Origin of the sequence: Marinobacterium jannaschii DSM 6295 (assembly GCF_000620085.1) — a bacterium.
In the GTDB taxonomy this organism is placed as follows: Bacteria; Pseudomonadota; Gammaproteobacteria; order Pseudomonadales; family Balneatricaceae; genus Pontibacterium; species Pontibacterium jannaschii.
In genome coordinates this window covers 174,227-198,561 of sequence record NZ_JHVJ01000004.1, presented here as the reverse complement: position 1 = coordinate 198,561, position 24,335 = coordinate 174,227, and the positions used below count along the sequence as shown (strand labels likewise).

At 61.9% G+C, this 24,335-nt stretch carries 4 protein-coding genes; all 4 read right to left on the bottom strand.

The genetic code is table 11. The features are described from left to right. Positions 1 to 5 precede the first annotated feature (5 nt). From Q354_RS0102555 to Q354_RS0102540, 4 genes are read right to left on the bottom strand one after another with little or no spacing between them, the layout of a single operon-like run. Positions 6 to 1,649 (bottom strand): cyclic peptide export ABC transporter, encoded by a 1,644-nt coding sequence (locus Q354_RS0102555; protein WP_245600970.1) that lies wholly within the window; start codon positions 1,647 to 1,649, stop codon positions 6 to 8. Positions 1,650 to 1,657: 8 nt separating this feature from the next. Beyond that, positions 1,658 to 5,494, bottom strand: a complete 3,837-nt coding sequence (locus tag Q354_RS24330; protein ID WP_051559828.1) for a non-ribosomal peptide synthetase — start codon at positions 5,492 to 5,494, stop codon at positions 1,658 to 1,660. Further along, positions 5,491 to 14,682, bottom strand: a complete 9,192-nt coding sequence (locus Q354_RS0102545) for a non-ribosomal peptide synthetase (RefSeq protein ID WP_027856251.1) — start codon at positions 14,680 to 14,682, stop codon at positions 5,491 to 5,493. The genes Q354_RS24330 and Q354_RS0102545 overlap by 4 nt, the downstream gene beginning before the upstream one ends. 15 nt (positions 14,683 to 14,697) lie before the next feature. Then, positions 14,698 to 24,318 (bottom strand): non-ribosomal peptide synthetase, encoded by a 9,621-nt coding sequence (locus Q354_RS0102540; protein WP_027856250.1) that lies wholly within the window; start codon positions 24,316 to 24,318, stop codon positions 14,698 to 14,700. Positions 24,319 to 24,335 lie beyond the last annotated feature (17 nt).

Here is a 24,335-nt window from a genome sequence, read left to right as displayed (position 1 = left end):
ATTCCTTAGGCCGAAACTGCCTGCTGCTCGGCAAACAGTGACTCGCGATTAACATCGAAGGGGCGAATAGTACCGCTTTCCAGTTTGTAGATCCGGTCTGCCGCATCGAAATAGCGGTCGTCATGGCTGATGGCGATAATGGTCTTACCGGCGGCCTTCAGTTCAGGCAGGATCTCGCGGTAGAACACTTCGCGGAACAGCGGGTCCTGATCCGCCGCCCACTCATCCAGCAGCAATACCTGGCGGTCTTCCATATACATCAGCAACAGTGCCAGACGCTTGCGCTGGCCCTGAGACAGGGAGGTGGTCGACAGCCGACCATCCTGCACCGAGACTTTGTGATCGATCGCCAGGCGCTGCAGGTAGTGGTCGATACGCGGGTTGTAACCGCCCTCCCCTTCGCTATCCAGTACATCATCGAACAGGAAGAAGTTAGGGAAGATGGTAGAGAAACAGCTGCGATAGCGCGCCGCATTGTCGGCGTTAAGCGCTTCACCGTTGATCATCACGCTGCCGCCAGTGGGCAGGTAGAGCCCGGTCAGCAGCTTGGCCAGGGTGGATTTTCCGCTGCCGTTACCGCCGATCAGGAAGATCAGCTCACCGCGCTGTAGCTGGAAGTCCACCGGCCCCAGGGCAAAGCCCGGCTCATCGTCCTGAGCGGGATACTGGTAGCGTGCCTCAGCCAGCTGCAGCGACTGGAACTGCAGCGGCTCAACAGTCTGCGCTTTGTCTTCCGCCTCGCCCAGCACCAGCTTATCGATCGCATTCAGGGCCACGGTGCCGCGGATTACCGCCGGAATCGCTTCCAGAATCATCGCAATCGGGGTGCGCAGGAACATCGTGGTCAGGACATAGCCGACGATCACCTCCTGGGTGATCGATTCCAGGGTCATCCCCAGGAAGAACACCAGGCCGATCAGGGCGAACACCAGCACCGTGGTCCAGTTCAGGTTCACCGCCCACAGCAGGTCCGCCTTCACCGCCTTATCCATCGCACCACGGGCTGCGGGCTCGAAGCGCTTGTCAAACAGGAAACCCCGGCGCGGCTGGCTCAGACCCAGTTCATTGCGCCCTTCGATCACCGCTTCATACTGCTCAAACAGCTGCTCATCAAGCTGGCGCACCTCGGCCATCATGGTCTTGATCCGCCCCACCAGCTTAAAATCGCCCCAGACCCCCAAGGCAACGATCAGCAGGGTGCAGCCAAACAGCAACGGCGACAGCCAGGCCAGGTAGGCGATACCCGCCAGCAGCAACAGTCCGTTATAGAGCGATACCGGCAGCTGTTTGGTGGCATTCGCAACCATGGTGACATCACGGGTCAGCACGTTATAGAGCGCAGGCGCGCCGAGCTGTTCCTGACGCTCCAGGGGCGTATTGAGGATACGACCGACCAGCTGCAGGCGCAGCTGATAGACCATGCGGTGGCCCAGGCCCACCAGCAGCGACTGAGACCAGACGCCGCTGGCAAACAGCAGTGCCACCATAGCGATATAGGCACCCAATGCCAGTGTCAGCGATTCGATACCGTTCTCCAGCGCATGGTTAACGCCACCGATAATGGTAACGCCAACCACCGCGCTGAGGGCGCTGGCGACAATCGCCAGCACCATGCTGCGGCGCGACTGCGCCAGCAGTTGTTTAATCATACCCATACTCAGGCAGTTCCCTTTGTCTCGCTGTCGCCAGCGTTGATCAGCTGCATCAGCTGCTGTTCCAGTTGCCCGGAAGCCAGGATAGAGAAGTGATCGGCATTCAGTCGCCAGCCCTGCACCGGCTGTTGGCTGTAGGCCTGCCAGCTATCGAGATCAGCGCTGTTTTCCTCGCTCAGCCATAGCCACAACGGCAGATTGAGCTGTGGTAGTGGCTGGCTGTAGAACACCTGTTTCAGGGTACGTCGCTGCGCTACACGGGCGGCAATCGCCTCCTGTGGTAGCTGATCCCCCAGCACCGCCTGCAACACCGGGCTTGCCAGCAGCGCTTCGGCACCCTGACGGTAGTCACCGGCAAACAGTGGCTGCAGCTGCTGCCACTGGCTGTCACTCAGGCTCAGGTTGCGGCTACCAAGGTAGTGCGCGAGATCACTGCGCAGCTGTGCCGGATCATCGCCATCACTCTCCAGTGTGCGCTGCGGATCATAGTCGATAATGGCAACTGATTGAACATTAAAGCCTTTCTCAAGCAGGCGCGGCGATAGCTGCAGCAGGATACGGGATGCCAGGCTCCAACCGACCAGGATCAGTGGCTGCGCTTTCAGCGGTGCCAGCAACTCAGCATAACCCTCCAGTAACTGATCAAACTGTTCAGCCGTGGCACCTTCCAGCAACCCGCTGTCCGGCATCAGTCCGTAGAGGCTCACCTTCTCCTGCAGCGCCTGCTGCAAAGGCCCATAAGCGTTGAGATCGCCGTTAACACTGTGCATCAGTACCAGGGTCGGCGCACCGTCGATCTGACTGATCGGCACCAGGCGGGAGACCTCTTCATCGCTGTTCAGGAACTCCGCCAGCTCCATCACGCTTTGCTTGCGGAACAGCAGGTCCGTCGGTAGCTCACGCGCCAGCATCTGACGCAGGCGCGCCACGACTTTGATCGCCGCCAGGGAGTGACCGCCCAGCTCAAAGAAGCTGTCGGCGATGCTGACCTGCGGCAGCTGCAGGATCTCCTGCCACAGCTCGCAGATCTGCTGTTCCAGCGTATTGCGCGGCGGCAGATATTCCCGTTGCGCCTGCTGCTCAGCCAGGGCCAACAATGCCTTGGCATCGACCTTGCCGTTGGCATTCAGCGGCAGACTGGTCGCAGCGATCAGCTGGGCTGGCACCATATAATCCGGCAGCTGATCTGCCAGCCACTGGCGCAGCAGCCTGTCATCGATGCGACCACCGGCAGCCGGTACCGCAAAGGCGATCAGACGAGCCTGTTCGCCGCTGCCCTGTAGCAGCACGGCGGTATGCTGGACTGTGGCGTGGCTGCCCAGCAGTGCTTCGATCTCTTCCAGTTCCAGACGGAAGCCACGGATTTTCACCTGCTGGTCGGCACGACCAACGATCTCGATAGCACCATCGGCGCGGCGCAAGGCCAGATCGCCACTGCGGTAGCAACGCTCACCGGCGATAAACGGATCCGGCAGGTAGCGTTCGGCGGTGCGGTCACTGGCGCCCAGATAACCACGACTCAGGTTAGGACCGGCAATATAGAGCTCGGCAACCTGACCACTAACGGCGGGATTCAGATCTGTATCAAGCAGGTAGATGCGGTTGCTACCCAGCACCTCACCCAGGGCGCTGCTGCCCGCATTCAGATCCAGCTGCTGCCACAGCACGCCCACGGTGGTTTCGGTCGGGCCGTAGTGGTTGTAGATGCGGGCGCTAAGCTCGCCTGCCTGTTGCCACTGCGCCAGCTGTGCCAGCAGGCTGTCGCTGATGCGCTCACCGCCCAGCACCAGAGCCTGAGTTGGCAGCAGTTCAGCGTCCTCGGCTCCGCTGGTCAACGCTACCAGGTGGGAAGGTACTATCTTCAGGCAGTCCAGCGGCTGCTGCTTCAGATAAGCCGCCAGCGCCACGCCATCGGTGCTCTGCTCGCGACCGATCAGGTGCAGGCAGCCACCCTGCAACCAGGCCGGGAACAGCATGGTGTTACCCAGGTCTGCCATCAAGGAGGAGACCAGACCGTAGTGGCCGCCTTCTGGCAGTTGCAGTGCCTCGATCGCGGCCTGGCTGTAGTGCATCAGGTTGCTCTGAGTCACCTGTACCCCTTTAGGGGTGCCGGTGGAGCCGGAGGTATAGAGCAGATAAGCCAGCACCTGCGGCTTAGCCTCAACCGCCGCCAGTTGTGTTTCGGCCTGCATCAACTGCGGCCAGCCCAGTAACTCACCCGCGCTCTGGAAATCGCCATCTTCAGCCACCAGCACCACAGGAGCGGCATCGGCCAGAATGGCGTTGATACGGGCCAGTGGCTGTTCAGGATCCAGCGGCAGGTAAGCTGCGCCGGTTTTCAGCACTGCCAACATCGCCAGCAGCAGCTCGGCACTGCGTGGTAGACAGAGCGCTACTACTGTTTCCGGGGCCGCCCCCGCCTGTTGCAGGTTAGCGGCGATACGATCACTGAGCTGGTCCAGCTCGGCATAGCTATAGAGCTTATCGCCATCACGCAGCGCCGGGCTATTTGGCTTTGCCACGGCTTGCTGACGGACCAGACTGACCAGATCGGCGCAGTCTTGGCTATCCTGGGCAGCAGCCATCTCAGGCGCTTCATCATCCAGCAGGCAGCACAACTGGGTCAGTGCCCTGTCTGGCTGGGCCAGTGCCTGTTGCATCAACAGTGGCAGGCGGGCCAGCAGGCGCTGCATCGCCGCTTCGCCATAGCGACCATTGTCATAGGCCAGCAGCAGTTCACCCTCGCCCTCATCAGTGGCGATCAGCTGCAGGCTCAACTGACCCGCAGCGGGCAGGCCTTCACCGCGGATATCATCCAGGGCATTTTGTGAGTGCCAGTGGAAGCTGACCTGTCGTGCGGCAGCACTCTGCTGCGCCACCTGGCCGACATACTCCTGATACTCCAGCTGCTCTTCCAGCAACGGTGCCAGACCGCTGACAGCACGCTGCAGATCTAGGCCGTTGAAATCATAGAAAGGCACCGGCAGCGGCTGCTGCATCAGGCCCATCGCATCGTCGAGTTCTTCGTAATCATCACGGCAATCGTGGTAGCGGCTGAGCTGGAACTGCTCGCGACCACTGAGACGCTGCAGCAGCGCCGCCCATACCACCAGCGCCAGCAACTGAGGCTCGGCCTCCATCGCTTCGGCCCGGGCAACCAGCTGGTCCTGCAACCCACGCGCCAGAGGCAGGCGAATCAGTGAAGTCTCACCACTGGCCGCACCCTGACGTTCGTTCAATTCAATCGCTGGCAGATCCGCCAACTGCTGGCCCTGCCAGAACGCCACCGCTTCGTCGGCATCCTCATCCTGCTGCAGCTCACTGATCCAACCGGCGTAGTCGAGGTACTGCATCTCCGGCTCGGCATCGGCTTCACGCTGGCCGATCAACACCTCACGGATCCGTGCCACAGTGCCCTCATCCAGGCTGAGGGCAGAACCGGCCAACAGTAGACGCTTGGCGCCCGCCTCACCGGTCCAAAACCAGGCCAGCAGGTGCGGCTGTTCGGCCTTGAACACCTGCTCCGCTTCGGCCCGGATCGGCTCCAGCATCTCACCGCTGGTCAGACGCCAGTCCAGGCGTGGAGCCTGAACCTGCTGACGCAGAGCGCTGAACCCCTGAGGGATCGCATAACCGGTCGCCAGTGCCTGCTGGCTCTGCATCAGCTGGCGCAGTCGTGCTTCAGCCTCAGCCGCATTGGTTTCGGTATTGCTATCAGCCAGATCCAGCCAGAAGAAACGCAGCGGCGCGGACTCCACCAACTGTTGCTGCTGCAGGGTCAGGGCCGCACCCATATCGCTGGCCGGGTTATCCCAGTAGGAATTCTGCTCGTTCAAGCTCATGATGCCAGCTCCTGCTCTGCCTCGGTTTCTACATCGGTTTCTGCATTAAGTTCCTGGGCTGATTCCAGGCTCAGATCGTCAAGCTGCTCGCGACGGTAGAGGTCGCCCATCGCTACCGCCATCTTGCGCTTACCCTCAAACGGATCGCGGGCATGCGCCGCCAGCATGTTATCCACCATCACCACGTCACTATGACGCCACTTAAAGCGCACCGCGCAGGCTTCATACAGCTCGCTGATCAGGTCAACCACCTCCTGCTCCAGCGGCTCGCCGTCACCGTAGTAGACGTTACGCGGCAGGTTCTCTTCGCCGCCAACCTCCAGCAGGTGCTCGCGCACATCCGCTTCGAGGAAGCTGTAGTGGTGCAGCTGGATCTGGTTAAAGAAGCTCATCTCGCCGGTAATCGGATGGCGGATCACCGCCGGGCAGACCTGGCTGATGCGCAGTTTGTCCTCGCCATACCATTCGAAGTCGATATTGCCGTCGCGACAGATCGCCTCTACCTCGGCGCGATCTTCAGTCTTGAAGAAGTGCTGCCAGCTAACATCCAGGCCGCTGAAATTACGCACATAGCGCAGCTGCTTGGCCTGTAACTTATCGCGCACCGCCTGCGGCAGGCGGTTATACAGCTCTCGGCAGTCTACGATCGGGGTTGCGCCACCGGACTCCGCCGCAATCTCGCAGTAGAACCACTGACGGCGCGGCCAGCGGTGCTGATGGGAGCTTTCGTTGTGGTACATGATCATCTGGTCATTCGGATACGGGGTCGACTGATAGATCTTCTCGCCCACCTCTTTCTTCGGCAGGTCGCCGTACTGGCCATAGAGTTCCGGATAGATTGCCTGGCAGAACTGCTCGAACTCCACCGGTGTCGGCAGGCTGAAGCCACGGAACAGGATGCCGCCGTGCTTCTCGATCCACTGCATGATCTGCTCGCGGTTGGCTTCCGCCCAGGCCATCGGGTCCAGGCCGCTTTCATTGCACTCCACCAGCAGCGGGAATGGCGCATCCTCACGCAGAGGACGGGCATTGACCAGGGACTGGCTGGCAGCCGGTGCGGCCTTGGCTTTTTTCATCTTGCTGAGTTTGCTCAGCTTACGTTTTGCAGGGGATTTGCTTTCCATCTTCTGGCTTCCATCCGCGCGTTTAGCCAACGCGGTTAACGGGGTATTCGGGTTATCGGTAATGCGGCGCAGCAGCGCCATCAGGTCATTGCCAAGGCGCTCCATAGTGGCGCGCTCAAACAGCTGGTTGCGGTAGACCCAGCGCAGCGCCAGCTCGGTGCCATCGGCAGCGGCCTCTTCGCTGACGAAGAGCGCCATATCGAACTTGGAGTGCTGCTGCTTGTTGAGTTGCGGCGTGATGCTCAGCCCCGCCAGCTCGCGACGGGCATCCGGGGTGTTCTGCATCACCAGCAGCGCCTGGATCAGCGGGTGGCTGCCCGGCATACGCGGCGGCTGCACCGCCTCGACCACGCGGTCGAACGGGATCTGCTGATGGGCGAAACCATCGAGGCAGACCTTGCGCACCTGCTGCAGGTAGTCGCTGAAGCTGAGGGTGGCACGTGGCTGCATCCGCAGGGCGATCAGGTTGACGAAGAAGCCGATCAGCGACTCGGTCTCACTACGCTCGCGGTTGGCGATATCGGTGCCCATCACAATGTCCTGAGAGCGGGTCTCCAGATGCAGCTGGGCGGTGTAGGCTGCCATCAGCAGCATAAACAGCGAGCAGCCCTGCTGGTTGGCCAACTGCTGCAGCGCTGACGCCAGCTCGGCAGGTACTCGCAGGTCAATGGCATCACCGCTGTAGCCGCGCTCGGCACTGCGCGGATGATCCAGCGGCAGCGCCAGCTGATCCGGCATACCGGCCAGGTGGCCACGCCAGTAATCGATACCCGCCTGCTGTTGCTGGCGTACCGCATCGCTGGCCTGCCAGGCGGCGTAGTCGAGGTACTGCACCGGCAGCTGCGGCAGGCGGGCTTCACCCTGCTGTCGCGCCTGCTGGTAAGCATCGATCAGGTCGTTGATCAGCAACGCTGTCGACCAGCCATCGGAGGCGATATGGTGCTGTACCAGCTGACACAACCAGCGCTGCTGATCCAGCTGATAGAGGGTGACACGCAGCGGGCTCTGGCAGGTCAGGTCAAACGGCGTTGCCGCTTGCTGCTCGGCAAGCTGATCAATCTGACCAGACAGCGCACGGCAATCCTGCACCACCAGCTGTGGTCGCAGCTGTGGTTCAACTCTTTGCACCGCATCGCCATCGGCGGCGGCATGGTAGGTCACGCGCAGGATCTCATGGCGCTCGGCCACAGCATCCAGCGCCTGCTGCAGGGCAGTCATCTCAAGCTCGCCTTCCAGCTCGATCAGGCTGCTCATATTGAAACCGGCGTCCTGCGGATTGAGCTGCTGCATAAACCAGATACGGCGTTGGGCATCGGACAGCGGCATCGCCGGATGGCGTTCCACCACAGGGATCGCCTGCTCCGCCTGCCCAATCTGCATCGCCTGTAGCGCGCGTGCCAGATCGGCCAGTACCGGGTTCTCAAACAGGGTACGCAGCGGCAGTTCATAGCCTTGCTGACACAAGCGGGCACGCAGCTGCGCTGCCATCAGCGAGTGACCACCCAACAGGAAGAAGTTGTCCTGCGGATTGATCACTGAGAGATCCAACAGTTCGCACCAGATCCCTGCCAGCAGCTGCTCATCCGCTGTCAGCGCTGACTGCTCCGCCATCTCTGGCACGTCTTTGCTACTCGGCTCAGGCAGCGCCTTACGATCAACCTTACCGCTGGCATTGAGCGGCAGCGTTGGCAGCCATTCATAGCCCTGCGGCAGCATATAGTCCGGCAGCTGAGCGGAGAGGTGCTCCTGCAGACCGGCGTTATCCGAAGTGGCGCCGGCAACGGCGACACACCAGGCGATCAGACGTTCACCATGCACGGTCACAGCCGCCTGAGCGATCTGAGGATGGCTCAGCAGCGCCGCTTCAATCTCGCCCAGCTCGATACGGAAACCACGCAGCTTGACCTGCTGATCGACACGACCGACGAAATAGAGGGTGCCGTCCGGCAGCCATTTCACCAGGTCACCGGTACGGTAGATACGGCCACCTTCGGCGCTGAACGGATCCGGCAGGAAGCGCTCGGCACTCAGTTCAGGGCGGTGCTGGTAACCACGGGCCACGCCTTCACCGGCGATATAAAGCTCGCCTACAACGCCCTGAGGCACCGGCTCCAGCTGCGCATCCAGCACATAACAGTGGTTGTTCAGCACCGGCGCACCGATCGGCGCCAGCGGCTGTGTCAGCTCTGTCACTTCAGCTGCGGTCGACCAGACGGTGGTCTCTGTTGGGCCGTAGACATTGATCAGAGTGCGGCAACGGCTGCGCAGCTGGCCTGCCAGCTCGGCATCCAGCGCCTCACCACCGGCTAGTGCAGTCACGCCGGACAGGGCCTCTGCTGGCATATCCTGCAACAGGCGCCAGCCCGATGGGGTCGCCTGTACCAGGTCGATGCCATTGTCGCTGATCAGACCTGCCAACAGCTCGCCATCACGACGGGCATCCTCGTCGGCCAGCACCACCGCGGCACCTTTCACCAGCGGCAGGCAGAGCTCCAGGCCTGCGATATCGAAGGTGATGGTGGTCAGCGCCAGCGCCTTGTTAAAGGCGGGCAGCAGCTGCTCCATCGCCCGCAGGAAGTTTGCGAACTGGCAACGCTCCAGCTGCACTCCTTTCGGCATCCCGGTAGAGCCAGAGGTGTAGAGGGTATAAGCCAGCATCTGAGGTGCAGTTTCTACCCAGGGATTGCTCTGCGGCTGGATCGCCAGGGCATCACCCAGCTGATCCAGGCACACAGGCTGCATGCTGCCACCTGGCGGCACCACGGACTGACTGTTTAGATCGCAGAGACAGAGACGGGCCCCCGCCTGTTCGGCGATCAGTTGCAGACGCGCCTGGGGCTGTGCCGGATCCAGCGGCAGGTAACCGGCACCGGCCTTCTGGATCGCCAGCAGGGTCACCAGCAAACGGCTGTCGCGCGGCAGGCAGAAGGCTACCAGCTGCTCCGGCTTAACCCCTTGACTGATCAGCCAGTGGGCCAGCTGGTTAGCTTCGCGGTTCAGCTCAGCGTAGCTCAGGTGACGATCTTTAGCCTGCAGTGCCAGCGCCTCTGGCGTAGCCTCCACCTGGGCCTCGAAACGGCGGATAAAGTCATCAGCCGCCGTGATCTCAGCGACAGCACCCTGTCCCTGCGGCTGCTGCATGGATGGCAGCTGCAGCTGGTGCAGCGGCTGCTCGGCTTGTTCTGTCAGCTGCACAAGAACGGCCTGATAGTCGGCTAGCAAGCGCTCGGCAATGATGGCGCTGAACAGGTCTGAGTTGTATTCCAGTTGCAGGGAAAGCTGCTGCTGGCGGAACAGGTTCAGGCTCAGCTCGCTCTTGCTGCTGACCTCGGTCTGCGGCAGCGCTTCGATAGACAGTCCCGGCAGCGCCAGACTGCGCTGGCCCTGCTGGTCGGCCTGGTAGTTGAACAGGGTCTGGAACAGCGCCGGACGGGCCAGATCGCGTTCTGGCTGCATCAGCTCCAGCAGGCGCTCCAGGGCGATCGGCTGGTTCAGGTCTGCAACAGAGGCTTCAGCACTGGCGCTCAGCCACTGACCCAGGCTCGCCTGCGGATCGATCTGGCAGCGGCTTGCCAGGGTGTTGATAAAGACACCCACCATCTGCTGGCTGGCCGGGTCATCACGCCCCGCCACCGGTACGCCGACCGCAAAGTCCTGCTGGCCGCTGTAACGCCACAGCAGCAGCTTCCAGCCGGCCAACAGCAGCTGGAACGGTGTCAGGCCAGCCTCGCGGGCATGGCTTTCGATCGCGGCGGTCAGGCTATCCGGCAACACTGCTTCAACGCGAGCGCCGTTATCGCTCTGCAGTGCTGGATAAGCGTAGTCGGTGGCCAGAGCCAGAGTCTGCGGCATGCCCTCAAGGCGCTGCTGCCAATAGCTTTCGGCTTCGGCGTTATCCTGCGCCTGCTGCGTGGCCGCCCAGTCGATATAGGCTGGCTGCATCGGCTCTACCTGCAATGGCTCACCGGCGGCGGCCTGCTGATAGAAGCCGAGGAACTGCTGCACCAACAGCCCCATAGACCAGCCGTCGGTGGCGATATGATGCAGGTTGATCAGCAGCTGATAGTCATCTTCACCGAGCTGGAACAGATCCAGTGCCAGCAGCTCGCCGCTGGCCAGGTCGAACACCCGGCGCTGTTTTTCAGCCATCAGGCTCTCCAGACCAGCACCCAGCCCAGCATTCAAATCTGCATCCGTCAGTGAGTGAATCTGCAGCGGTGAGTTCCACTGGCTCAGTGGCTGCTGCACAACAGCAGTGTCGCCCTCGCCTTCAAGCTCGAAGAAGCGGCTACGCAGGATCTCATGGCGCTGCAGCAGCGCGTCACAGGCTTTAGCCAATGCCTCAGTGTTGAGGGCACCGCGAATCGCCAGGCGTTGGCTGACATTCCAGGCGCTGCTCTCCGGCGACAGCTGCTGCATAAACCAGATCCGCTTCTGCGCCGCCGACAGTGGCTGCGGCTGCTTGCGGTCTGCCAGCGCTATAGCCACGGCTTCGCTACCTAGCTCTTCACCAGCAGAGACTGTGCTCTCTGCTTGTGGCGCCAGCTGCTCGGCCAGTTGTCGTGGTATCGGCATTTCCGCCAGTAGCTTAGGCGTCAGCTGCAGACCGGCAGCGCGGGCACGAGCGATCAGCTGCAGGCTAAGGATAGAATCGCCACCGCTCTGGTAGAAATCCGCATCCTGATCCAGCTCAGGCTGACCGAGGATATCGCGGTAGAGGTCACGCAGCTGCTCGGCAGCCGGGCTGATAGCCTCTTGCGGGATGGCCTCTTGCGGTTGTGGCAAACAAGCAGCCATCGCACGCAGGCTGCGGTGCTGCATCACCTGCAACGGTGACAGCTCCAGCCCCTGCTGGCGCGCCAGGCCGATCAGCTGCAGGCTGAGGATGGAGTCACCGCCCAGGGCGTAGAAGTCATCCTCGGCACTGACACTGTCGAGCGCCAGCAGCTGCTGCCAGATCGCCGCCAGTGCCTGCTCGTTGGCGCTCAGTGCACCCGCTTCAGAGTCCTGCGTGTCTGCGCCTTTCGCTTCAGTCTCCAGGGCCGCCGAAACCAGTGCCGGCAGCTGCTGGCGATCGATCTTACCGTTGGCGTTCAGCGGCAGCTGTTCGCTGCAGATCAGGCGATCCGGCACCATATAATCCGGCAGCTCCGCTTCCATCCGGGCTTTCAGCACTTCATTCAATACAGCTTCCTGACCTGCCTCAGCCTGCAGGCAGGCAACCAGTAGCTGGCGCTCCTCCTGCTGCCAGATCAGGGCCGCAGCCAGCGTCACTTCCAACTGCGCCTGCAGCCAGCCGCTGACTTCGCCCAGTTCGAGGCGATAGCCACGACGCTTAACCTGATCATCAGCACGGCCCAGATATTCCAGCAGACCGCTGTTGTTCAGACGTACCCGGTCACCACTGCGATAGCTGCGTGCAGCAGCCTGGCCAACAAAAACTTCGGCGCTCTGTGCTTCACGCTGCCAGTAGCCCTCAGCCAACTGCGGGCCGGCGATATAGAGTTCACCCGAGGCACCTTGCGGCAGCAGCTGTCCGTCGCGGCCCCGCACCTCAAGACGCATACCCGGCAGCGCCCGGCCCAGCGGCGCAGCGCTGCTGGTCAATTCGCTAAACTGTTCGATACGGCTGCAACTTACACCCACGGTGGCCTCACTCGGGCCATAGTGGTTGATGATCGCCATCTCAGGCGCCAGCTCGCGCAGCTGTGCAAACAGACGCGCATCCAGACCTTCACCACCGCTGATCAGCGCCTTGCGCGGCAGAATCCGCGCAGGTTCGGCAACGCTGAGCAGGCCCTTGAGATGGGAGGGTACTATCTTCAGGTAATCCGCTGGGTGGGCAGAGAGAAACTCGGCCAATGCCGGTGGATCGAAGGCCAGTTCGGCCTCTGGCAGCAGCAGCGCCTGCCCCTGGTACAGGGCGGCAAATACTGAGGTCAAACCCAGGTCGGCAGCCACCGTTGCCAGGGTCAGCCAGCGGGCATCCGCCTCGGCCGGGATCTGCTGCGAGATAGCGGCTGCATAGTGCGCCACCGCTCCCTGGCTGACCAGTACGCCCTTCGGCTTGCCGGTGGAACCGGAGGTATAGAGGATATAGGCCGGATCGGCAGCACTCAGCTCAACCGCAGTTGGCGCAACCGGTTGCTCGCCGTTGCTGTCGCTGGCCAGCTGTGACCAGCCCGGCAGTTGCAGTTTAGTGATGGAGCAAGCCTCCACCGCCTCACCCAGATGCAACAGCAGTGCGGCATCAGCATCTTCCAACAGTGCCTGCAAGCGCTGCTGCGGCTGACGCGGATCCAGCATCAGGGCGATGGCGCCGATACGCCAGCACGCCAGCATCGCTGCGACCTGGCGTGGCTCACGGGGCATGCAGATCGCAACCCGGTCGCCCTTGGCGGTACCGCGCTGCTGCAGTTCAGCGGCCAGCAGATCGACCACTCGATCCAATTCGGCATAGCTCAGCTGGCTGTCGCCGCTGTCCAGGGCGATACGGCTGTCACCCTGCTGCGCCCACTGCCGCAGACGCGGATCGATCAGCTGTGCCGGGCAGGCCAGTGCATCGCCCTGCTGGCGACTCATCTGACTTTGGAAATGCAGTTCGGAAAGACGCAGCTGCGGTGCGGCCAGGGTCTGTTCCAGGGTCTGCTGCAGGTGTTCCAGCAGGCGGATGGCGCTGACCTGATCAAACAGCTCGCTGCTGTATTCCAGCTCCAGGCTGATATGGCCTTCAGCGGGCTCAACCACCCTCAGGGTCAGGTCGAAGCGGGCATGACGCTGCTGCGGCTCGACAATCTCAACGTGGGTGCCCGGCAACCCCACACGACGGTTACCCGGCAGTGCGATGTGGACAAACATCACCTGGAACAGTGGCGAGTGCAGGCCACCGCGCTCCAGCTGCAGCAGGTCAGGCAGATGTTCCAGCGGCAGGTCCTGATGGTCAAAGGCGGCAGCGGTCACCGCCTGGGTGCGGGTCAGGGAATCGCTGAAGCTGGGATCGCCCTTCAGATCATGGCGCAGCACCAGGGTATTCAGCAGCGGGCCAACCAGCCCGCTCAGTTCCTGACGGCTGCGGTTGGCCACCGAGCTGCCGAAACAGAGATCGGTCTGCTGACTGTAGTGCGACAGCAACCAGCTGAAGGCCGTCTGCAGATAGATATAAAGGGTGCTGCCAATGCCGCTGACCTGTTGCCGCAGCTGATCACTCAAAGCCTGACTCAGGCTGAGACGTTGTACGGCACCGCTGAAACTGCGGGCATGGGCCGGTTTCCGTGGCCGGTCCAGCGGCAACTCCAGCAACGGCGGCGCATCCGCCAGCTGTTGCTGCCAGTAGTCGCACTGGCGCTGATAGTCCTCCCCTTGCCGCCAGTCACACTGCCAGCGGGCATAGTCGCTGTACTGAATCGGCAGTGCGGGCAGCTCGGCATGCTCGCCCTTGGCGGCGGCGCTATAGAGCAGGGCCAGCTCCTGGTTCAGCTGCTGTGCCGACCAGGCATCAAAGGCGACATGGTGGATAGTGAAGAACAGCCAGTAGCTGTCGTCAGCGCTATCAGCTTCTGTCTGGAACAGGCTGATACGAAATGGCAGCTCGACCGTCAGATCAAAGGCCTCGGCCAGCTGGCGCTCATACTCAGCCTGAGACCAGGCTTGCAGGGCACTGACAGCACCGATTGCCAGTGGCTGCGCCTGCAGCTGCAATTCGGGCAGCGGCATCAGTTCCGGCTGCCAGTTACCCTCACCATCCTGACGGTAACGGGTGCGCAGCACCTGATGACGCTGTAACAGCGCGCTGATCGCCTGCTGCAAGGCGGCAATATTGAGGCCACTGTCGAAGCGCAGTACGGTACAGAGGTTATACAGCGCCCGGTTGCTCATCTGCTCGGCCACCAGGAAGCGCTGCTGCGCCAGCGACAGCCGGGCAGGCGCGCCTTCAGATGCAGGTACGATCGGCAGCTGCCAGCTGTTGATCCCCTGCTCTGCCAGCTTGTCGCGGAACAGCTGCTGCTTCTCCGCTGGCAGGCTGGCCAGTCGTTTCGCTATGTCCAGATAACGTGATTGTTTCATCGCGGAGATCGATTCCTAGTCTTCAAATTCACTTAGCAGCTGGTCCATAAAGTCCAGCTCATCATCTTGTTGCTGATCGGCCTGTGGGCTGACCTGTTCTGCCAGGGCGGCGATGGTCGGACGCTCAAACAGGGCTTGCAGCGCCAGGCGCAGGCCAAACTCCGCTTCCACCTTGCTGATCATCTGCATCGCCAGCAGGGAGTGACCACCCAGCTCGAAGAAGCTCTGCTCGGCCCCCGGCTCGACAGCCAATAGCTGTTGCCAGATCGCCGCCAGACGCAACTCGACATCGCCTTCAGGGGCACGGCCCTGATCCTGCGGCAGCTCTGCGCCATCAAGCTCAGTAGGTAACGCCTTACGGTCGATCTTGCCGTTGCTGTTGAGGCCGAAGCTGTCCACGCAAACCAGCTGGTACGGCACCATATAGGCGGGCAGTTGCTGCTCCAGCTGCTGACGGATCGCACCACGGTCAAGATCAGCCGCCTGGATATCGCCTGAGGCCTGTAAATAGCCGAGCAGGCGCTGCTGGCTGTCCGCCACCACCACCGCTTCGCTGACGCCCTCAAAACGGCGCAGGCAGCTTTCGATCTCGCCCAGCTCGATACGGAAACCGCGTACCTTGACCTGGAAGTCGCTACGGCCGATGTATTGCAGGGCACCGTCGGCGCGGCGCCGTACCAGGTCGCCGGTCTTATAGAAGCGACTGCCATCATTGCTGAACGGGTTCGGCAGGAAGGCGGCGGCGGTCAGCTCAGGGGCATTCTGGTAACCACGGGCCACGCCTTCACCGGCGATATACAGCTCGCCCGTCGCGCCCGGCGGTACCGGCTGCAGCTGCTCGTCCAGCAGGTAGCAACGGTTATTCAGCAGCGGCTGGCCGATGGCGGCGACGCCTTCGGCGGCTACCTCCGTCGCATCCAGCGGCTGCGAGGTCGACCAGATGGTGGTCTCGGTCGGGCCGTAGACGTTGGTCAGGGCAACGCCCTTCTCCAACAACTGTGCTGCCAACGAGGCCGGGACAGCTTCACCGCCAATCAGACCACGAATGTTTGGCCATTGAGACGCATTCTTAGTCAAAAGAAGTTGCCAGCTGGCCGGAGTGGCCTGGAATACCGTGGCCTGCTGCAACAGCTCAAACAGGGCATCAGCGTCGATCGCCTGACGGCGGTCGGCGATCAGTACTGCGGCACCCTGCAGCAGCGGCAGGTAGAGTTCCAGCGCACTGATATCGAAGGATGAGGTGGTCACCGCCAGCCAGCGGTCGGCGCTTGTCAGTGTCACTTCCCGATCCATGGCGTAGAGGAAGTTAGCCAGGTTGCCACGGCTGACCGCCACGCCCTTTGGCTTGCCGGTCGAGCCGGAGGTGTAGATCACATAGGCCAGCTGCGCCGAATCAACGGCACGCTGCGGATTGTGCTCTGGCGGGCGCTCAAGCGGTGGCTGATCCAGCAACAGGGCTTCGGCGCTGCAGCTCAGCAGGCCGGAAAATTCCGTCTGGGTCAGCAGCAGTGCAGGCTGGGCGTGCTGGCAGATATAACCCAGACGCTCGGCCGGTTGGGCCGGATCCAGCGGGATATAAGCGGCACCGGCTTTCAGCACCGCCAGCTGGGCCAGCAGCAACTGCGGGCCGCGTTCCAGCAATACCGCAACCGGCTGCTCGGCAGCGATGCCACGGCCGATCAGCTGATGCGCCAGCTGGTTGGCCTGGCGATTTAGTTCGCGGTAGCTGAGGCTCTGGTCGTGGAAACGCAGCGCCTCGGCATCCGGGGTGCGCTCGGCCTGGGCCTCGAAACGACGGATCAGGTCGAGGCCCGGGTCCAGTTCGGCATCGGTGGCGTTGAAGGCGATCTCGCGCTCGAAGTCGCTGCTCTCCAGCATCTGTAACTGGCAGAGGCGCAGCTGCGGTCCGGCCAGCATAGCCTCCAGCAGTTGCAGGTAATGGCGGGCATAGCGCGCTGCCGTCGCGGGCAGGAACAGCTCACTGCTGTACTCCAGTACGCAGTGCCACTGATCCGCACCCTGCTCGATCTGCAGGCCGATCTCGCTCAGGGCCGTGCCCTCCTCGAGGTTGATACGGCGGGTTTCCAGCCCGGCAAAGGCGTTACCTGAGTCCAGCTGGATCAGGTTAAACAGGCTCTGGAACAGCGGCGCACGACCGTTATCCCGTGGCAACTGCAGGGCATCGACCAGTTGTTCGAACGGCAGGTCCTGATGCTGTTGCGCCTCGTTCAGGGTCTGCTGCAACGCCTGCCAGCTATCACTGACGGCCAGTTGCGGTGCCAAAGGCGCTTTCACCACCTGAGTGGAGGCGAAGAAGCCGATCAGCTTGCCGCTGTGGGCCTGGTGACGGTTAGCCACCGGAATACCGACCCGGATATCCTGCTGGCCGCTGTAGCGCGACAGCAGCAGCTGCCAGGCATTCAGCAGCGGCACAAAGGCGGTCACCGACTGTTCGGCACTGCGCTGTTGCAGCTGGCTTACCAGTGTGGCGGGCAGTTCAAAGCGGTGACGCTGGCCCCGGTTACCCAGTTGCTTCGGTCGTGGCAGGTCAGTCGGCAGGTCGAGCAATGGCTGCTCACCGGCCAGCTTCCCGGTCCAGTAGGTCAGCTGCTGTTGCAACAATTCGGCGGCTTCCTCACCCTGCCACCAGTAGGCGTAGTCAACAAACTGATAGGGCAGTTCGGACAGCTCAGCGCTGCGCTGGTCCAGTACCGCCAGATAAAGTGCCTGCAGCTCTTCGAAGAACAGCTGTAACGACCAGCCATCGGCGATCAGGTGGTGCATACAGAGTTGCAGTACCTGCTCTGTGCCCTCGCCTTCAGCCACCTGCTCAGGCTGCAGCAGGTTGATGCGCCACGGCGCGCTGGTCTGCGGTTCAAATGGCTGATCGGCCAACTGACGCAGTTGCGCCTCCAGTGCCTCTTCAGCACCTTCGGCCAGCAATTCGGCGCTGACTGGATGTACCTGCAGTGGCAGTGGGATCTTCGGCAGCACCTGTTGGTAGAGCTCGCCCTGATGTTCGGTAAACAGGGTACGCAGGCTGTGCTGACGCTCGATCAGCTGCAGCAGCGCCAGTTCCAGCGCACTCTGCTCCAGCGTACCTTTAATACGCAGCGCCAGGGTCAACTGATAGGCGCGGCTGGCACCGTTAAACTGCTCCAGGAACCAGAGGCGTTTCTGGGTCGCGTGCATCGGCAGCAACCCTTCGCGACCACAGGCCTGGATACGGAGGCTGTTGCTGCCCTGCTCTGCCAGATTTTCCAGCTCGGCGGCCAGCTCAGACAGCTGCGGCTTCTCAAACAAGCTGCGCAGTGGCAGCTCGATGCCCTGCTCTTCCGCCAGGGTTGCCACCAGACGTGCAGCCAGCAAGGAGTGGCCGCCCAGATTGAAGAAGTTGTCTTCACGGCTGACCTGCGGCTGTTGCAACAGTTGCTGCCAGTAACCGGCCAGCAGTTGCTCCCAGTGCCCCTGTGGCGCACTGCCGCTGCTAACCGTACCTTGTTGCTCTTCAAGCAGTGCAGGCAGGGCCTTACGGTCAACCTTGCCATTGGCGTTCTGTGGCAGCTCAGCTAGCCACTGCCAGGCGCTTGGCAGCATATATTCCGGCAGGTGGACCGCCAGGTGCTGACGCAGTAGATCGCTGTCCTGCTTGCTGCCGCTCCAGTAGGTCACCAGGCGCGCCTTATCACCACTGCCCTGCAGCAGCACGGCGGCATTATCCACCCCGTCCAGCTGTGGCAGCAGGGCCTCGATCTCACCCAGCTCGATACGGAAGCCGCGCAGTTTGACCTGAAAGTCGTTACGGCCGATATAGTCCAGCACGCCATCGGCGCGGCGACGCACCAGATCGCCGGTTTTGTAGAGTCGTTCGCCATCAGGGCCGAACGGGCTTAGCAGGAAGGCGGCCGCGGTCAGTTCCGGTGCGCGGTGATAGCCCAGCCCGACACCGTCACCCGACAGGTACAGTTCGCCAACCACCCCGGTTGGTACCGGGCGCAGGGCGCTGTCCAGCACATAGGCCTGTAGCCCTTCGATGGCGCGACCGATCGGCATCACGGCGTTGCCATCGTGCTGGCAATCGCCTGGCTGCAGGCGCTGGAAGCTGGCCCAGACGGTGGCTTCAGTCGGGCCATAAGCGTTGGTCAGATCGACTCCACGCGCCAGCAACTGGCCGGCTAGTCCCGCGCTTAACGCCTCACCACCGGCAATGGCAGTGATGCCGTCGAAGCGGCGTGGCGTCTGAGCCAGCAACATGCTCCAGGTGGCCGGGGTTGCCTGCATCAGGCTGACCGGGTTTTGATCCAACAGCAGTGCCAGCTGCTGCGGATCACGCACCTGTTGCTTATCGGCGATCAGGATGCTGGCACCACGGGTCAGTGGATAGAGCAGCTCCAGCACCGAAATATCGAAACAGTAGGTGGTCAGCGCCAACACCTGATCCCGCTGCTGCAACGGGAACTCTGTAGCCAGGGCGCGGCACAGGTGGGCGATATTATCGCGACTGATCTCAACCCCCTTAGGACGTCCGGTGGAGCCGGAGGTGTAGAGGATATAGGCCAGCTGGTTTTGTTTCAGCGCCACCGGTTGCAGCGGCTGATCGGCAGTGGCCTGCGGTGACAGGCAGGCCAGGCCCGGCTGCCACTGTTCAATCTGACCACGCAGGGCATCGTCCACCAGACAGAGGCTTGGGCGGGAATGTTCGAGAATATAACCCGCACGTTCGACCGGCCAGGCCGGCTCCAGCGGCACATAAGCTGCGCCGCACTTGAGTACTGCCAGCATTGAGATCAGCATCGCCCCATCACGCTCAACACAAAGCGCGACACGCGCTCCAAGGGTCACGCCCTGCTGCTGCAATGCGGCGGCGAGGCGGTCGCTGCGCTGGTCCAGTTCGGCATAGCTCAGGCTGCCGGTAGCGCCTTGCAGCGCCAGGGCTTCAGGCGCGGCCTGTACCTGGCCGGCAAATTGCGCCAGCAGATCCTGCAGCGGCTCGACGGCAACCGCTACTTCAGTCGGCTGCCACAGGTTCATCTCCGCCAGATGTGCAGCCGGGTTATCCAGCAACCAGGCAAGGATACGCTGATAGTCGGCCGCCATACGCGCCACGGTTTCCGGAGCGAACAGCTCACTGCTGTACTCAAAGCTCAGGATGAAGCCGCCGTCATGGGCCTGCAGGTCGAGCTTAAAGTCACAGAGGGCAGTATCCGGACGGTTGTCGATCGCTTCGGCTTCGATACCGGCGATATCCAGCTGTTCCAGCGCCGTGCCGGAAAGGAAGTTAAACATCGCCTGGAACAGCGGGTTGTAACTCAGCTGGCGGTCGACGCCAAGCTGGTCGATCAGGTAATCAAACGGCAGGTCCTGATTCGCCTGGGCCTGCAGCGCCTGATCGGCAATGGCGGCCAGCAGCTGCTCGACGCTCTGCTGTGGCTGCAGGTCAGCGCGATGCACCAGGGTATTGATAAAGCAGCCCAGCATCGGCTGGGTGGCAGCATGGTGACGGTTCGCCACCGGCACGCCAATCAGAATATCCTGCTGGCCGCTGTAGGCACCCAGCAGCAGCTGGAAAGCGGCCATGGTGGTGGTGAAGTGGCTGCGACCGGCACTGCGATCAGCAGCGATCAGCTGCTGTGCCAGCGCGGCGGGCAGCTCGGAGACCAGACGCTGACCGGCACCACTTGGCTGGGTCGGACGCGGATAGTCGGTGCTCAGTTCCAGCAATGGCAGTTCGGCCTGACCCTCAGGCTGCAGCAGTGAACGCCAGTATTCCAGCTGAGTATCCAGCAGGCCGTCACGCATCAGTTGCTGCTGCCAGATGGCGTAGTCGGCGTACTGCAATTCGGCGGCGGCCGCCGCTATGTCGCTGCCAGCAGCCTGAGCATCATCGACAAGCGCACGGTAATCCTGACAGAACTGGTCGATCAGCAGGCGCAATGACCAGGCATCGGCGATGATATGGTGGCAGTTGAAGGCCAGTACCTGACTGTCTTCCAGCTGGTAGAGGCTGACGCGCAGTAGCGGTGCTTGTTCCAGCTTGAACGGCTGCATCGCATCGGCGCGCAGGGCCCGGTTCAGAGCGGCATCAACATCGGCTTCAGCGCGCAGATCCTGCTGCTGCAGCACCAGCTTCAGAGAGTATTCAATCAGCTGGCGTGGCTCGCCCTGCTCGACCACGAAACGGGTACGCAGCACCTCATGCCGGGACAGCAGCTGGTTCAGCGCCTGTTGCATTAATCTGGCATCCAGCTGACCGCGAATACGCAGTGCGGCTGGCAGGTTGTAGGCAGCACTCTGCGGCTCCAGCTGCTGCAGGAACCACATCCGCTGCTGTGACCAGGACAGAGGCATCAGCACATCGCGCCCCGCCGGTGTCAGCGCTGGCAAAGCCGCAACATCCTGATTCTGATCCAGCCAGTCGGCCAGCAGCTCGATGGTTGGCTGCTCGAACAGGCTGCGCAACGGCACTTCATAACCCAGCAGGCGACTGAGCTGGCCGACTAACTGAGTCGCCAGCAGGGAGTGGCCGCCGAGTTCGAAGAAGTTATCGCTGATGCCCACCCTCTCCAGCCCCAGCAGGGACTGCCAGGTCTCGGCCAGTTGTTGCTGCAGTTCGTTCTGTGGTGCTACATAGCTGGCTTCACGCTGACGGTTGAAATCCAGTTCCGGCAGCTGTTTACGGTCAACCTTGCCGTTGTTGTTGCGCGGCAGTTTCGTCATCGCAACAAAGGCAGCCGGTACCATGTAGTCCGGCAGACCCTCGGCGACAAAGTCACGCAGGCCGCGCCAGCTGCCACCTTCGGCCAGGCTCTCGGCGTCGCTACCGGCGATATAGGCCACCAGCATCTTGCCACGCTGGCTATCATCAGCGGCGATCAGCACCACTTCGTCGATCAGCGGATGCTGACCGAGGCGGGATTCGATTTCGCCCAGCTCGATACGGTAACCGCGTACTTTGACCTGATAGTCGACACGGCCGACATACTGCAGGCTGCCATCGGGCAGTAGGCGCGCCAGGTCGCCGGTGCGGTAAAGACGGGAACCCTCGCTATCTGGAGAGTCGTTAAATGGATTCGGCAGGAAGACACCGGCGGTACGTTCCGGTTCGTTCAGGTAGCCGCGACCGACACCGGTACCGGCCACATAGATCTCGCCAATAGCACCCACCGGCATCGGCTCCAGTTCAGGACTAAGCAGGTAGAGGCGGTTATTGGCGGTGGCACGGCCGATCGGCACATGGCGCACGCTGTCATCCAGACGTTCGGTGATCGGGTGGAAGGCGACATCGTCGGAACACTCCGCCGGACCGTAGGCATTCATCAGCGGGATCGCCGGGTAGCGCTCGCTCCACTGCTGTGCCACGACGGGCGGCAGCGCCTCACCGGTCGGCAGCACCCATTTCAGACTGTCGAGCGGCTGATCCTGCAGCAACATGCCCTGCAGCAAGGCCGGTACCGGCTCCAGAATAGTGATACCGCGCTGTTCGATCTCCTGCACCAGACGCGCCGGATCCTGGCTGACACAATCGGGCAGGATCTCCACCCGGGCACCGAGAATCGGTGCGATCAGGAACTGCCATACCGAGATATCGAAGCACTGAGAGGCGGTCTGAGCGATGACATCCTCAGTACCCAGTTGCAACGGCGCGAACTTGCCGAGCATGTTATTGAGCATACCCTGACGGGTCACCATGGCACCTTTAGGTGTGCCGGTGGAGCCGGAGGTAAAGATCACATAACCGAGGTTTTCGGGGCTTGTCGGGACGGAAGGATTTTCAGCGGAAGCGGAATCAAGTACCTGCCCAACCAGATCGAAGGGGAAAAGATCTGGAAGGGCCGTACCTGCATCCAGCACATCAATTGCCTGCTGAGCGAGTTGCTGAGTAGAGGGGATCGCCAGAAGCAGCGGGGAACGACTCTGTTTTAACACCTGTGCCAAACGCAGTGGGGGCTGCTTAGGGTCCAGTGGCAAATATGCGCCACCGGCTTTTAGCACGGCCAGAATCATTACCAACAGCTCGGCGTTACGCTCACCCAGCAAAGCAACGATGCTATCTACACCGACACCCTGTCGGATTAATAGCTGTGACAGTGAATTGGCGCGCTGGTTCAGTTCTTTGAAAGATAATTCCATATCACTGCCACGCACTGCCGTACGATCGGGGTTAGCGGCCACTTGCGCTTCAAAGCGGGTGATATAGTCAGCGCCCAGCGGCAGTGCGTCGCCCTGGCCCCATTGCTGCTGTTGTATCAACTCGGTGGTGGAAATCATCGGCAGGCTGTCGAGGCGGACATCCGCCGCCTGCCCGGCCATCGCCAGCAACAAGGTGCGGAAATGGCCCAGCATGGTTTCTACCGCGCTATGGCAGAAATCGCTGCCCTGATAGGTCAGCTGCAGGTGCAGCTGCTCGCCGGGGATGATCACCACGGTGATCGGGTAGTTGGTATGGGTCCGGTTGGTAGCGTCCTGAACGATAAACTCCAGGTTTTCCTGGCTCAGGCCGGCATCCATCGGCGCGTTCTCAAACACGAACAGGCTCTGGAACAGGTCCTGCCCCTCCACCTCACTCCACTGCTGGATATCGGCCAGCGAGCTGGTCTCATGTTCACGCAGGGCCAGGTTTTCGCGCTGCAGTTCACGCAGCCATTCGCCCAGTCTGGCGGTCGGCTTGACCTGCCAGCGCAGCGGCAGGGTATTGATAAACAGCCCTACCACCGATTCCATGCCGTTCATATGGGCAGGACGGCCGGCCACTGTGACACCAAACAGCAGATCCTGCTCGCCACTGTAACGGTTCAGCAGCAGCGCCCAGGCACCCTGTACCAAAGTGTTGAGGGTCACCTGATTCTGCGCTGCCAGCTGCTGCAGCCGTGCGGTGTCGGCGACACTGAGCTGCTCGACCACGTCGACCACCGGCTCGGCGTCGGCGAACTGCTGTGGCTGGCGGATGCCCAGCGGCGTCGGGGTATCGAATCCGGCCAGGCGCTGCTGCCAGAAATCCCGGTGGCCATCGGCCGGCTGCGCCTGCAGCCAGTTGATAAAGTCGCGGTACTGGCGCGGCTTCTCCAGGCTCAGGCTCTTGCCCTGGCTGAAGGCGCGGTAGCAGGCGAGGAAGTCCATCATGATCAGCGAGAAGCACCAGGCATCCATCAGGATATGGTGATAGCTGCGCACGAACTGGTAGCGGTTCTCGCCCAGGCGGATCAGCCGCACCCGCATCAGCGGTGCCTTGTTAAAGGCCAGCTCTTCGCGGCGCTCCTCTGCCAGCATCGCCTCCAGCTGCTGTTGCTGGGTTGCGGCATCCAGGCCGCGCCAGTCGAGCTCTGCCACCGGCAGATCCAGCTGCTTAAAGACTACCTGCAGCGGCCGCTTCTGCTGTTTCCAGACAAAGGCGGTACGCAGCAGTTCGTGACGCTGCACTACGGCGTTCCAGGCACGCTGGAAGGCATCGGTGTCGAGATTGTCCATCTCCATCACATGGCGGTACTGCAGCAGGTACATACCCTGGCCCGGATTCATCAGGGTGTGGAACAGCAGTCCCTGCTGCATCGGCGCCAGCGGGTAGATCGCTTCGATATTGTTGGACAGCTCTTTCATCGGCAACGGTGTCGTAGATGTTGGGTTCTGTGGGTTTGCCATAGTCTTTCGTTCAGAGC